At 61.0% G+C, this 13,515-nt stretch carries 11 protein-coding genes; 4 read left to right on the forward strand and 7 right to left on the reverse strand.

Translation table 11 applies throughout. The annotated features are described in order from the left end of the window. Positions 1–166 precede the first annotated feature (166 nt). The gene (locus HGP16_RS08415; protein WP_168839549.1) at positions 167–1,363 is read right to left on the reverse strand and encodes an MFS transporter; all 1,197 of its coding nucleotides are present in this window, start codon (positions 1,361–1,363) and stop codon (positions 167–169) included. Between HGP16_RS08415 and HGP16_RS08420 the strand changes: the two genes are divergently transcribed. Further along, positions 1,362–2,267, forward strand: coding sequence for an AraC family transcriptional regulator (locus HGP16_RS08420; RefSeq protein ID WP_246705501.1), 906 nt, complete (start codon positions 1,362–1,364; stop codon positions 2,265–2,267). The two genes, HGP16_RS08415 and HGP16_RS08420, sit on opposite strands and share 2 nt — an antisense overlap. Positions 2,268–2,273: 6 nt before the next feature. On the opposite strand, the gene HGP16_RS08425 is transcribed toward HGP16_RS08420, so the two are convergent. The 3 genes from HGP16_RS08425 to HGP16_RS08435 all read right to left on the reverse strand — a co-directional run bounded on the left by HGP16_RS08425 (position 2,274) and on the right by HGP16_RS08435 (position 6,755). Beyond that, entirely contained in the window at positions 2,274–3,902 is a 1,629-nt protein-coding gene (locus HGP16_RS08425; protein WP_168839550.1) for an MFS transporter, read from the reverse strand. A gap of 262 nt (positions 3,903–4,164) precedes the next feature. Beyond that, the gene (gene guaD / locus HGP16_RS08430) at positions 4,165–5,517 is read right to left on the reverse strand and encodes a guanine deaminase (protein ID WP_168839551.1); all 1,353 of its coding nucleotides are present in this window, start codon (positions 5,515–5,517) and stop codon (positions 4,165–4,167) included. Beyond that, the gene (locus HGP16_RS08435; RefSeq protein ID WP_168839552.1) at positions 5,514–6,755 is read right to left on the reverse strand and encodes a urate hydroxylase PuuD; all 1,242 of its coding nucleotides are present in this window, start codon (positions 6,753–6,755) and stop codon (positions 5,514–5,516) included. The genes guaD and HGP16_RS08435 overlap by 4 nt, the downstream gene beginning before the upstream one ends. 156 nt (positions 6,756–6,911) lie before the next feature. On the opposite strand from HGP16_RS08435, the gene HGP16_RS08440 reads away from it, so the two are divergent. The 3 genes from HGP16_RS08440 (at position 6,912) to HGP16_RS08450 (ending at position 8,627) form a co-directional block, all read left to right on the forward strand. Continuing rightward, a complete protein-coding gene (locus HGP16_RS08440; protein ID WP_168839553.1) occupies positions 6,912–7,850 on the forward strand; it encodes a LysR family transcriptional regulator in 939 nt (312 codons plus the stop codon). An 82-nt stretch (positions 7,851–7,932) separates the two neighbouring features. Continuing rightward, a complete protein-coding gene (locus HGP16_RS08445) occupies positions 7,933–8,184 on the forward strand; it encodes a type II toxin-antitoxin system Phd/YefM family antitoxin (protein ID WP_168839554.1) in 252 nt (83 codons plus the stop codon). Positions 8,185–8,186: 2 nt separating this feature from the next. Next, entirely contained in the window at positions 8,187–8,627 is a 441-nt protein-coding gene (locus HGP16_RS08450; RefSeq protein WP_168839555.1) for a type II toxin-antitoxin system VapC family toxin, read from the forward strand. A gap of 203 nt (positions 8,628–8,830) precedes the next feature. Here the strand turns inward: HGP16_RS08450 and xdhC are convergent, their stop codons facing one another. The 3 genes from xdhC to xdhA are packed head-to-tail and all read right to left on the reverse strand — an operon-like array spanning position 8,831 to position 13,514. After that, the gene (gene xdhC / locus HGP16_RS08455) at positions 8,831–9,667 is read right to left on the reverse strand and encodes a xanthine dehydrogenase accessory protein XdhC (protein ID WP_168839556.1); all 837 of its coding nucleotides are present in this window, start codon (positions 9,665–9,667) and stop codon (positions 8,831–8,833) included. Between the two features lie 4 nt (positions 9,668–9,671). After that, positions 9,672–12,026, reverse strand: a complete 2,355-nt coding sequence (xdhB, locus tag HGP16_RS08460) for a xanthine dehydrogenase molybdopterin binding subunit (RefSeq protein ID WP_168839557.1) — start codon at positions 12,024–12,026, stop codon at positions 9,672–9,674. A 3-nt stretch (positions 12,027–12,029) separates the two neighbouring features. Continuing rightward, positions 12,030–13,514 carry a xanthine dehydrogenase small subunit gene (gene xdhA, locus HGP16_RS08465; RefSeq protein WP_168839558.1) on the reverse strand — a complete coding sequence of 495 codons (1,485 nt, stop codon included), beginning with the start codon at positions 13,512–13,514 and terminating at the stop codon, positions 12,030–12,032. Position 13,515: the final 1 nt, after the last annotated feature.

Genomic DNA, 13,515 nt, shown 5'->3' on the forward strand with positions numbered 1-13,515 from the left:
GACTTTGCGCCCACAATTGCAGCACGGCAAAATAGACAATTTGTGAGGCAGCTCAATATGCGGTTGTGAAACATCCGCAACTTCTGGGTGGCGCGATCAGCAAACGCTTCGAGGTGTGACCTTTTTGTCTCGCAACATTGACCGGCCAAGCCGGCTCTGAATAGCCTCAATCTTCCACGCTCGGCAACAGGATCGTCAAAAGCCCGATCAGCGGCAGGAAGGCGCAAAGCTCGAAGACGAATTCGATACTCGTATGGTCGGCGAGGATGCCAAGTGCCGCCGCCCCGATGCCGCCCATGCCAAAGGCAAAGCCGAAGAAGAGGCCCGAAACCATGCCGACGCGGCCAGGCAGCAGTTCCTGTGCATAGACGACGATCGCGGAAAAGGCGGACGCGATGACGGTGCCGATGATCGCGCTGAGGATGATCGTCGTTTCAAGGTTGGCGTGCGGCAGCACGATGGTGAAGGGCAGGATACCGAGAATGGATCCCCAGATGACCTTCTTGCGGCCGATGCGGTCGCCAACCGGGCCGCCAACCATCGTACCGATGGCAACAGCCGCGAAGAACACGAACTGGCAGAGCTGGGCCGTCCGTTCGGTGACACCGAACCGGGCCATCAGGTAGAAATTGTAGTAGCTGGTGAAGCTCGCCAGATAGAAATACTTCGAGAAAATCAACGCGATCAGGACGGCGATGGCCAGGCCGACGCGGGCGCGCGACAGGCTTAGCGCCTTATGGGGCTTGCCCGTTTTGGCCGGCGCGCGCAGGTGCCCGCCATTGACTTGATACCAGCGGCCCAGTCCTCCGAGAACGAGGATGCCGAGGAATGCCAGGCTTGCAAGCGCAGCCATGCCGTGCTGGCCGTGCGGAAGGATGAAGAAAGCGGCCAGCAGCGGACCGAGCGAGGTGCCGAAATTGCCGCCGACCTGAAACAGCGACTGTGCGAAGCCGTGCTTGCCGCCCGATGCCAGGCGCGCAATGCGGGATGCCTCGGGGTGGAAGATCGAGGAGCCGAGGCCTAGCAGCATCGCGCCCATCAACAGGGTCGGATAGTTCGAGGCCATTCCGAGAGTGATCATGCCGGTGCAGCTGCAGGCCATGCCGAAGGGCAGGGAATAGGGCTGGGGACGTCCGTCCGTGTACCAGCCGACGAAGGGCTGCAGGATCGAGGCGGTGATCTGGTAGACGAAGGTCAGCACGCCGAGCTGAGCAAAGGTGAGATCGAAGCCGGTCTTGAGCACGGGATAGCTGGCCGGCAGCAGAGCCTGGGTGACGTCGTTGATGAAGTGGCCGAGACTGGCTACCAGAAGGACCGGATATATCGTTGCAGCCGCCCGCGGCGGGTTCATGACCTGGCTCATGGCTCTCACTTTCAAATCATTTGCCGCGCTGATATTGGAAAACAATATCGCCCGCTACCGCGATAAGGCGCAATTATTACGAGACTGGGCCAGAATGGTCAGAAACAGCCGCATAGATCCGTTCATCGATGTCGACCGGCCACTCGTTGCCCTCGGCAATGAATATAGGGACGGGCATCGCGTCGATCCGCACCAGCATCGCCGCGCCCAGTTGCTATACGGCTTTTCGGGCGTGGTGATCGTCACCACTCCGGACGGCACGCTGGTCATGCCGCCGGAGCGCGGCATGTGGATCCCGCCAGGCGTGATCCACAGCGTGCGCATGCTTGGCAATGTCAGCATGCGCAGCGTCTACATTCGGCCCGAGGCCATCGAAACAATGCCGGATCATTGTCAGGTCGTTGAAATATCACCGCTGTTGCGCACGCTCATTGCCGAAGCCGTCGATATTCCCGTCGACTATGACGTCAACGATCGGGCCGGTGCCTTGATGACCTTGCTTCTGTACGAGCTGGCGCGGCTGAAGCCGCTGCCGCTGTCCTTGCCGATCCCGCACCACCGAATGCTCGCCGAGAAGTGCCAGGATTTCCTGAGGCGGCCGACAACGCACGATACGATCGATGCATGGGCCGGCCATATGAGCATGAGCCGTCGTGCTTTTACCCGAATGTTCCGTCTCGAGACGGGGCTCAGCTTCGTCAAATGGCGCGAGCAGGCCTGCCTGCATGCCGCACTTCCGCGACTTGTCGCGGGAACGCCGGTGACGACGATCGCAATCGATCTTGGCTACAAGAACCCGGCGGCCTTCACGACCATGTTCAAGCGTGCCTTCGGCCATTCGCCACGCGAAATGGCGCGCCAGCATGCGCGGAGTGCTTCCACAAGCGCGAGCGCCCAGCCGTAGGCGCCATTACGTCGCGTCGAGATAGGGTTTCAACGGCATGTCGTCATGTCTCGGCACCGTCTGCCGTTCGATCATATGGTGGATGACCGGCGGCTGATCGCCACGGTGCAGGGCATCCAGGTGTTCGGCGACCTCGACATCGGCATGCGTCTGCCGCTGGCTGTGGCGGACATAGTCTATCCAGGTCGGCAGATGATAGCTTTCCGTCCAGGTGTTCGGCTTTTCCAGATCGCGCAACAATGACCATTGCTTTGCGCCGTCTCGAATTCTCATTCTCCGCCGCTGGGCCATGACGGCCAGAAATTCCGGCACGTCTTCCTGATCGATATTGTAATCCACCATGACCAGGATCGGGCCGCTTCGGGAGCGAAGGTCGAGCTGCAGCTGCGGTTCGCTGAAGGTGTTGGTCGGATCGAGATTGAGGGATTCGAAGTCCGGCTGGCGCAGCAGGACGCCAAGCAGGCCGCCTATGGCCAGAGCGGCGCTCGCGATGAAAAGCGCGCCGGTGACGCCATGAGCGTCGGCCAGTTCGCCCCAGAGCCAGCTTCCCATCGCCATGCCGCCGAAGGTGGCGGTCTGGTAGAGCGAGAGCGCGCGGCCGACGACCCAGCGCGGGGTCGAAAGCTGAACGGTGACGTTGAACAGCGAGAAGGCCTGGACCCAGGCGACGCCTGCCGGCATGAGGAGAAGGCAGCTCAGCCATACCTGATTGCTCAGCGCCAGAAAGACGCAGCTGACCGCCAGCGTGAAGAAGGCGCCGCGGATCACCCATTCATTGCTGAGGAAATCGCGAATGCGGCCGATCAGCATCGCGCCGCAGATGGCGCCAAAGCCGAAGAAGCCGAGCATGATGCCATAGGTGATCGCCGTGCCATGCACATGATCGCGCGCAACCAGCGGCAATAGCGCGAGAATGACGATCGCCGTCAGGCCGAAGGCGAAGCCACGGCACATCACCTTGAGCAGGTTCGGCGACATCAGGACATAGCGAAACCCGGCCGACATCGCACTGCCGAAAGGTTCTCGCGGCAGGGCATTGCGGACAGGCGCTTTTTTCCAGCGCCACAAGGTGAAAATAAGCGCGAAATAACAGAAGACGTTGAAAAGAAATGCGAACGCGGCTCCAGCCGCCGCCACGATGACGCCGCCGATCGCCGGCCCGATGCTGCGCATCAGGTTGTAGCTCATGCTGTTGAGCGCGACGGCTCCCGGCAGATGGTCGCGCGGCACGACATCGCCCATGGAGGCCTGCCACGATGGATTATGCAAGGCGCCGCCGCAGCCGATCAGGAATGTGAGGCTGAGCAGCAGCCATGGCGTTAAGGCATTGGTGTAGGAAAGCACCGCCAGCATCGCGGACACGCACAGCATCAGCATCTGCGCGATCAGCATGATCCGTCGTCGGTCGTAATTGTCGGCCAGCGCGCCGGCCGCGAGCGAGAAGATCATGACAGGCAGCGTGGTGGAGGACTGGACCAGCGCCACCATGCCGTGAGACGTGGCAAGGCTGGTCATGAGCCAGGCGGCGCCGACACCTTCGACCAGTCCGCCGAGATTGGAGATGAGCGTTGCCGACCAGAGCGAACGAAATGTCTTGGACTGGAACGCGACGAGCGGCGAGGTTCTATTGGGCATGTCGGCTTTTCTTCATCGGATTGTCTTGCTCGACGGGCGCGGCAAACTCCCCCAAAGCGCATGCGCAGCCGAGTCGAACCCAGCCTATAGTGATTTGCTAATTTCCGAAATGATTTTGGAATAATATTCCCACTGGTGAAGCGGAAAATGCGCGCGACGCGAGGGCCGATCTCCAGACCCGCACCAAGCGACAGCGCGCTCTATTTTTTCATCGAACCTTACGCCCATTCTCCTCAGAGAGATCGAAGCCGCATGGAAATCCTCATGCGAACAGGGCAGCTTCCGATCTCCGACTTGCCGTTGCCTGATGCTTTGCATCCCCCGTCTTCATCGCCTTGCCGGCGACATAGACCTCGCTGACGCAGCGGTCGTCACCCATGGTCTGGAGAATGAAGAGCTCCTCGGCAAGCGAGGTCGCCGTGCGCATGCGGAATTCCATCGCCGACTTGGCGCTGGAATCGAGCACGATGATATCGGCATCCGCGCCTGCCTGGAGCGAGCCGATCCGTTTCTCCAGGCCAAGCGCGAGCGCGTTGCCGCGCGTCATGCGGTAGAAGGAATTGAAAGGCGTCAGCCGCTGTCCCTGCAGATGCAGCACCTTATAGGCCTCGTCCATCGTTTCCAGCATCGAGAAGCTGGTGCCGGCGCCGACATCGGTTGCCACTGACCAACGGGCGCTGAGAGCATCGAACCGCGCGGCGTTAAAAAGCCCGGAGCCGAGGAAGAGGTTCGAGGTCGGGCAGAAAACACCAACCGCACCGGTTTCGGCGAGCACGGAAACTTCCCTTTCGCTCATATGGATACAGTGGCCGAGCAGCATGCGGTTATTGAGCAGGCCGTAGCGGGCGTAGATATCGGTATAGTCCTTCGCCTCGGGATAAAGAGACGTGGCGAAGGCGATCTCGTCGCGATTTTCAGACAAATGCGTCTGGACATAGCAGTCCGGATGCTCGGCGACGAGGGCTCTGCTCACGTCCATTTGCTCGGGCGTCGAGGTGATGGCAAAGCGCGGGCTGATCGCATAATGCGCGCGGCCGCGGCCATGCCATTTCCCGATAAGCCGTTTCGTCTCGTCATAGCCGCGCTGCGGCGTATCGCGCAGCGCGTCCGGCGCATTGCGGTCCATCATGACCTTGCCGCCGATCATGCACATGCCGCGCGCTTCAGCGGCGGTAAAATAGGCGTCGACGCTCTCCGGATGCACCGAGCAATAGGCAACCGCTGTCGTCGTGCCGTTCGACAGGAGCTCGTCCATGAAACGATCGGCGACTTCAGCCGCGTGCGCGGCGCGGGCGAACTTTTGCTCCTCGACGAAAATATAGCTGTTCAGCCATTCGAGCAGCTGTGCGCCATAAGAGGCGATCGCCTGCGTCTGCGGGAAATGCAGATGCGTGTCGATAAAGCCGGGAAGAATGAGATTCGGGCGATGGTCCGCGATCCGGATGCCTGCATCGGCCAGTTTGCAAATGTCGTTATACAAACCGATGTCCATGATCTTTCCATCACGAACGTAGACGGCGCCGTCCTCGATATAACGGTAGGAGGCGGCATCATCGATGCCTTGCGGCTCGGCAAGGAAGGTGAGCACTCGGCCACGGATCAGGATTTCATTCATTGGGTCTTCTCCCCATTGATGGCACTTTTGTACCAGGAAACGAGCAGGCGGCGCTCCTCGTCGGTAATATGCGAGGCGTTGGCCGGCGGCATGGCATGGCTGCGCCCGGCCTGCAGATAGATCTCGCGGGCGTGGGCGGCGATGTCGCGATCGGTCTCGAACACCACGCCCTTCGGTGGTGCGATGATGCCCTCCCAGCTCGGCTCCTTGGCATGGCACATCGAGCAGCGCCCCATGATCGTGTCGCGAACTCTCGGGAAGGCCTCAGCCGTGACGAAGGGGTGCTGGGTAGCCGAAATCTTGATGTCGGTTCCTTCGCCCGTCAGTATCTTCGGCACCGTGGAAAGCCACATGATAATGATGAACAGAACAACGGTGACGATCCACGTCCAGGTCGGGTTGCCGGCATTGGCGTGGCGGGTGTTGAACCAGTGGCGGATCGTAACGCCCATCAGGAAGACGATCGAGGCGATGATCCAGTTGAATTGCGTGCCGAACGCCAGCGGATAATGGTTCGACAGCATCAGGAACAGCACTGGCAGCGTCAGGTAGTTGTTGTGCGTCGAGCGCTGCTTGGCAATCCTGCCGTATTTCGGATCGGGCGTGCGGCCGGCGATCAGGTCGGCGACGACGATCTTCTGGTTCGGAATGATAATGAAAAAGACGTTGGCTGACATGATCGTCGCGGTGAAGGCGCCGAGATGCAGAAAAGCCGCGCGGCCCGTGAACAGGTGCGTATAGCCCCAGGCCACCGCCACCAGAATGAAATACAGCGCCACCATCAGCCGCGTATTGTCGTTGCCGAAGGGCGATTTGCAGATCAGGTCGTATAGAAGCCAACCGCCGGCGATCGAGCAGAGCGAGATGGCGATCGCCACAGGCTTCGACACATCGAGGACTGCCGGGTCGATCATGTAGAGATCCGCGCCGGCATAATAGACGAGACAGAGCATGCCGAAGCCCGAAAGCCAGGTGACATAGCTCTCCCACTTGAACCAGACGAGATGGTCCGGCATGTTGGCCGGCGCCACCAGATATTTCTGGATATGATAGAAGCCGCCGCCATGGACCTGCCACTCCTCGCCATAGGCGCCCGGCGGCAGGGCCGGATGTTTCTTCAGACCCAGGTCGAGCGCGACGAAATAGAACGACGAGCCGATCCAGGCGATCGCGGTAATCACGTGCAGCCAGCGGACGGCGAAGGTTATCCAGTCCCAGGCGATGGCATATTCGTACATGGGAACTCCTCCCGGCCTTCATGGGCCTGATCCTCATGGGACTGTTTGCCATCCCGCGATTTTCTCGGAAATCCCGGTTAATCCGCAACACTTTCAAAAAAATCTATAAGATGCCCGCCGGTTTGTTCTGCACGCTGATGTGGTAGAAAGAGGCCCATGTCCTATCTTGATAATGTGCGTGTCTTCGTTCGCGTGGTCGAACTCGGTACTCTTTCGGCAGCAGGCCGCGACCAGCGCGTCACGCCTGCGGTTGCGAGCAATCGCATCAAGGAGCTTGAGCGCCATCTCGGCGTGCGCCTCTTCAACCGCACGACACGTAAGCTGTCGCCGACCGAGCACGGTCGTGTTTTCTATGAAAAGGCCGTGAAGATCATCGAGGCTGTCAATGAGGCGGAAGCGGCGATCGCCGATCTCTCACGCAATCCGAAGGGGTCGCTGAGGATCACCGCGCCGCTCGGCATCGGCCGGCGGCTGATCGCGTCAGGCATTCCGGAATTCCACGATAAGTATCCGGATATCGAGGTGCGGGTGCGCTTGTCGGATCACAATGTGGATATTTTGGCGGAGGGCGTCGACGTTGCCTTCAAGCTTGGAGTCCTGGAGGATTCGAACCTACGCATGCGCGGCATCCTCAATTGCGAGCGCGTGCTGTGTGCATCGCCGGCCTATCTCGCGCAGCGTGGCGTGCCACCGACCGCCGACGCGTTGATTGCCGACAAGCATGACTGTCTTCTGCTGCGCTATCCCGGGTCGAAGGAATATTACTGGATGCTGATGACGGCGGAAGGCCCTCGCAAATTCGAGGTTGCCGGCCCCTATGACAGCGACGATGGTGACGTGCTCACCCAATGGGCGCTGGAAGATCGCGGCATCATCAACAAGCCGTTGTTCGAGGTGAAGGCCTATCTCAAGCAGGGCCGGCTGGTGGAGATCCTGAAGGAGAGCCCACCGGCTCCGGTGCAGCTCGCCGCCATCTACCCGCATAAGCGCTTTCAGGACCCGAAGGTCCGCCTGATGATTGATTTCATGGCCGAGCGCTGTCAGCGGCTCATCGGCAAACTACTCGAAGATGAGCCGGCAGCCGCGGCCTCGTGATCTGAAGGCCGCAGGTTGATCTCCGCTTGATTCAAATCAGTGAGATCACATATGACTACCAATAGTCACATGGAGAAATGGCATGAAGGAAATTCAGCTCAAGGATGCAAAGGCGACGCTTTCTGCTGTGGTCGATCAAGCCGTGGCCGGTGAACCGACCGTCATCACCCGCCATGGCCGGAAGGAAGCCGTACTGGTTTCCTTTGAAGAATGGCAACGGGTTTCCAAAGTGCCTGAATTCGCCGATCTGCTGTTGATCTTTCCCGGCGAGCCGGCAGATATTCCGGAACGATCGCGAAAGCCCGCACAGGCATTGCGTGAAAACGGCCTCTGATCTTGTATCTTCTGGACACCAATATCGTGTCGGCCGATGCGCCGACCAAGCGCCACGTCGGCGTTGGTACATTCGCGGCCTGGCTGCGTGCCAATAATGACCGGCTTTATCTTTCGGCTATCACCATCGCCGAGATCGAGGCAGGCATCGCCCGCGCGGTCAGAACCGGGGCGACGACGAAAGCGGAGCACCTGCGCCGCTGGCTCGCGGCGGTGGAGCATTTCTATGCCGGCCGTATCTTGCCGTTTGGTATCGAAGAAGCGAAGCACGCTGGCCTGATGCTTGACCGTGCGCGTGCTCATGACCTCGGCTTTGAGGACATTGCCATTGCCGCCACTGCCGCTGCGCACGGCCTCACTGTTTTGACGGCCAATGAGTGCCATTTCGAACCGCTTGGCGTGCCGCTCGCCAATCCACTGAAGCAGTTGCCCATTATCCAATAACGGGCTTTGCCGTGATTGGCTGCCCTGCAGCCAGCCCATTTTCGACGGCCTCTGTAGGACGACGATACCCTCAAGCAAAGATGCCGAGGTCATTTCGGGAACGTCTAGCGGCTGACGGCTCCGCTAGAGCCGAATCTGAATCCGCTCTAGAAGCAAAGAAGGAGAGCGTGATGTCGTCCGAAAACCGCCTACACTTTTCGGCATCACGCTCTAAGCTTTGCGCGATTGGAGGCCCAGATCAGTGCTGCCGTCATGATTTCGGCGGCGGCAAGGGTGGCGATGACCGTGGGACGCTTGTCTTTCACCGCAGTTCCGCCGATCGGGCAGACGAGGCGATCGAAAAGTTCCGCATGACCAGTTTCGCGCGAAAGCCAGCTGCAGAAGGTGGCGCGCTTCGTCTTCGAGCCGATCATGCCGACATAGGCGGAATCGTTACGTTTGAGCGCCTCGGTGGCAATCAGGAAGTCGAGCGCGTGATCATGGGTGAGGATGACGAAGCTGCTGCCGGCCGGCGCATCGTGCACCACGGCTTCCGGCATGGCCGTCAGGCAGGTTTCGATACCAGACACCTTGGAGGCCGTTAGTTCGTCTTCCCGCGTATCGACAAGCACGACACGCAGCGGCGCGAGCGAAAGGGCCATCGCGAGCGCATCGCCGACATGGCCTGCTCCGAAAACATAGACATGCGGACGCGCGGCCATTTCCCGGTCGCTGCGGGCGATGAGTTCGTTCGCTAGTTCAGGATTGAGCACGGTAAAGGCAAGTCCCACCCGGCCGCCGCAGCATTGGCCGATCTCCGGGCCGAGCGGCACGTTCATCGGCTGGGCGGCAAGGCCGGAACGCAAGGCTCGGCGCGCCTGGTCGATTGCCATATATTCGAGGGTCCCGCCGCCAATCGTCGCGAAGATCGCCCGTTCCGACACCAGCATCCAGGCATCGGTATCGCGTGGCGCCGAGCCCGCGACGGCAGTCACCTCGACCAGGATCGACGCCGGCTCGCGGCGCAGAAAATCCCGGATATCTTCGCAGGTGGCAGACATGACCTCATTCCTTCTGTGCGGCCTTGAGGCGCTCGATTGCCATCAGCACCCGCTCGGGCGTTGCCGGCGCGTCGAGACGCGGGCAGATCTTATGGTCGGCCACACTCGCCACCGCGTCCGAAAGAGCATGCAGCACTGCAAGGCCGAGCGGTAGCGGTGGCTCGCCCACGGCCTTGGACCGATGGATCGTCGGCTCATACGCTTCCGACCAGTCAGTCAGGGCCACATTGAAAATCTTCGGGCGGTCGGATGCAAGAGGGATCTTGTAGGTGGAGGGCGCATGCGTTCTAAGGCGTCCCTTGCCATCCCACCAAAGCTCCTCCGTCGTCAGCCAGCCCATGCCCTGGATGAAGCCGCCCTCGACCTGGCCGATATCGATGGCCTGGTTCAGCGAGTGACCGGTATCGTGCAGGATATCCGTGCGTTCGACGACATATTCGCCGGTCAGCGTATCGATCGACACTTCCGAACAGGCAGCGCCATAGGCGTAATAGTAGAAAGCATGGCCACGGCCCGCCTTCCGGTCCCAGTGGATCTTCGGCGTCTTGTAGAAACCGGCGGCCGAAAGCTGGACGCGGGCCATATAGGCCTTCTTGATGAGATCGGGGAAGGATATCTCGCTATCGCCGATCCGCACGCGATTGGGCAGGAACACCACCTGGTCACGCGGCACCCGATAGCTTTCCGCGGCAAAGGCGATCAGCCGATCCTTGATCTGGTGAGCGGCGTTCTGTGCCGCCATGCCGTTCAAGTCAGCTCCCGAGGAAGCCGCAGTCGGTGACGTGTTCGGCACTTTGGCCGTCGTCGTCGCGGTGATCTTCACCCGGTCGAGATCGATCTGGAATTCTTCCGCTACGACCTGCGCCACCTTCAGATGCAGGCCTTGCCCCATCTCGGTGCCGCCGTGGTTCATGTGCACGGAGCCGTCGCTATAGACATGGACCAGAGCGCCGGCCTGGTTTGACTCGGTCTTGGTGAAGGAGATGCCGAATTTCACCGGCGTCAGCGCGATGCCGCGCTTGACGATGCGACTCTTCGCGTTGAACTCGGCAATCGACTGCCGACGCCCGGCGTAATTGGCGCTTTCCTCCAGTTCGGCGACGATACGCTGGATGATGCAGTCCTCGACGGTCTGGTGATAGGGAGTGACGTTGCGCTCACCCTTGACCCCCATCGCGTCGTAGAAATTCAGCTTGCGGATGTCGAGCGGGTCCTTGCCGACCGCGAATGCCACCTCGTCGATGACGCGCTCGGCGCCGACCATGCCCTGTGGGCCGCCGAAGCCGCGAAATGCGGTGTTGGAGACAGTATTGGTGTAGAGCGGCGCCGACTTCGCATGAACATGCGGAAAGAAATAGGCGTTGTCGCAGTGGAACAGCGCCCGGTCGCCGACAGGGCCGGAAAGGTCGGCGGAGAAGCCGGCGCGAAGCGCAAACGTATAGTCCACGGCCAGGATGCGGCCTTCATCGTCGAAACCGACATCGTAGTCGATAGCGAAATCGTGCCGTTTGCCTGTCGCGACCATATCCTCATCGCGGTCGAGCCGGATCTTGATGGCGCGTTTCAGCTTCTTGGCGGCAATGGCCGCGATCGCGGCGCATTGGTTCGCCTGCGTTTCCTTGCCGCCGAAGCCGCCGCCCATGCGGCGAACCTCGATCGTCACTGCGTTGCTCGGTACGCCGAGCGCATGGGCGACCATATGCTGCGTCTCGCTCGGACCCTGGGTGGAGCAATAGACGACGACCTCGTCATCCTCGCCAGGCACGGCAAGCGAGACCTGGCCTTCGAGATAGAAATGATCCTGGCCGCCGAGCCGCATGCGGCCGGTCACCCGCCTCGGTGCGCTTTCAAGCGCGGCTGCCGCATCGCCACGCTTCAGCGTCAGCGGCGTGACCACCTGCCTGTGGGTCGAAACGTCGAGATCCCAGATGTCGATATCGGCCGGCAGTTCCTCGTATTCGATCTTGGCCAGCCGCGCGGCGCGGCGCGCCTGCTCACGCGTTTCCGCGATCACGCAGAAGATCGGCTGCCCGTGAAACTCGACCTTGCCGGCGGCAAGCACCGGGTCGTCGTTCATGTAGGAGGGCGAAATATCGTTGATGCCGGGCACGTCCTCATGCGTCAGTACCGCAACGACGCCGGATGCGGCATGCACGGCAGTAAGATCGACGGAATTCAGGACGCCGTGGGCGACCGTGGACAGGCCAAGACCGGCATGCAGCGTCCCGGTCGGTTCGGTAATGTCGTCGATATAGACGGCCGTACCGGAGACATGCTTGTGGGCTGAGTCATGGCGCGGGCTGGTATGAACTCCGCCGACGATGGTTTCGGCCTTGATGTCTGAAGCATGTTTGTTCATGGCCTACGCAGCCTCATATCTGGACACCTGAACCGGTGCCGCACTGGATGTCGTTTCCAGGTAGAAACGCAAGAGAAGATTCTTCGCCGCGAGCGCGCGGTATTCCGCCGTGGCGCGCATATCGGTCAGCGGCGCGTAGTCCTCGGGGTACTTTTCCATTGCCGCCTCCACCGTCGTCTCGTTCCAGGGCTGGCCGAGCAGCGCATTTTCGACGGCGAAGGCTCGTTTCGGCGTCGCGGCCATGCCGCCATAGGCGATCGTAATTCCGGCGACGGTGCCGTCGGTGGCAAGTGCCACACGGAAGGCGCCGAGCGTCGCCGCAATGTCCTCGTCCCGCCGCTTCGTGACCTTGTAGACGGCGAAGTTCTCGTCCGCGGGCGGAACCGGAACATGCACCGCCTCGACGAATTCGCCGGGCTGGCGGTCCTGCTTGCCGTACGCGACGAAGAAGTCTTCGAGCGCGATGGTGCGGCGGGTCTCACCCTTGTGCAGGGTCAGCGATGCGCCAAGCGCGATCAGCGGCGGCGGCGTATCGCCGATCGGCGAGCCATTGGCGATGTTGCCGCCGATCGTTCCCATGTTGCGTACCTGCTGGCCGCCGATACGGGCAACCAGCGGACCGAGTGCAGGAATATGCTGCGAAAGAGTTTCGAAGGCTTCCGTGTATGTGACGCCGGCGCCGATGGTGATGATACCGTCCGCAACGGCGATCGACTTCAATTCCTGCAATCCGGCTATGAAGACGACCGGTGTGATGTCGCGCATGTGCTTGGTAACCCAGAGGCCGACATCGGTGGAGCCGGCCACCACCGTTGCGGTCGGCGATGCTTCGAGGACTGAGGCGAAATCGTCGAGGCTCGCGGGCACGATCAGCCGATGCCGACCTTCGCCGATTTCGACACGCGCGCCATCGGCAAGCGCCTTCAAGCGTGCGATTGTCGCGTCGCGCTCGATAAGCAAGGGATCGTTCAGCGTTCCGCCATAGCTGGAAACGGCCCGCGCCGCGCGCAGGATCGGCTCGTAGCCGGTGCAGCGACAGAGATTGCCCTGCAGCGCGGTTTCGATCTGCTGGTTCGTCGGGTCTGGCGTCTGCATCCATAGCCCGTAGAGCGACATGACGAAGCCCGGCGTGCAGAAGCCGCATTGCGATCCATGGAAATCGACCATGGCCTGCTGCACCGGATGCAGTTGATTATCGCTGGCTGCCAAATGTTCGATAGTGACGACATGGCAGCCGTCGAGCGAGCCGAGGAAGCGAATGCAGGCATTGACGCCTTCATAGACGAGGCCGCCCGTCGGCGTCAGCCTGCCGACCAGCACAGTGCAGGCGCCGCAATCGCCCTCGGCGCAGCCTTCCTTCGTGCCCTTGAGCGAGCGGGAGAGCCGCAGCCAGTCGAGCAGGGTCTGATCGGGCGCAACGTTGCTGAGAGTCACGTCCTCGCCGTTCAGGATGAAACGCAGTTCTGAGCGGATAGTTAAGGTCGCCATC

Source organism: Rhizobium sp. P40RR-XXII (genome assembly GCF_012641405.1).
In the GTDB taxonomy this organism is placed as follows: Bacteria; Pseudomonadota; Alphaproteobacteria; order Rhizobiales; family Rhizobiaceae; genus Rhizobium.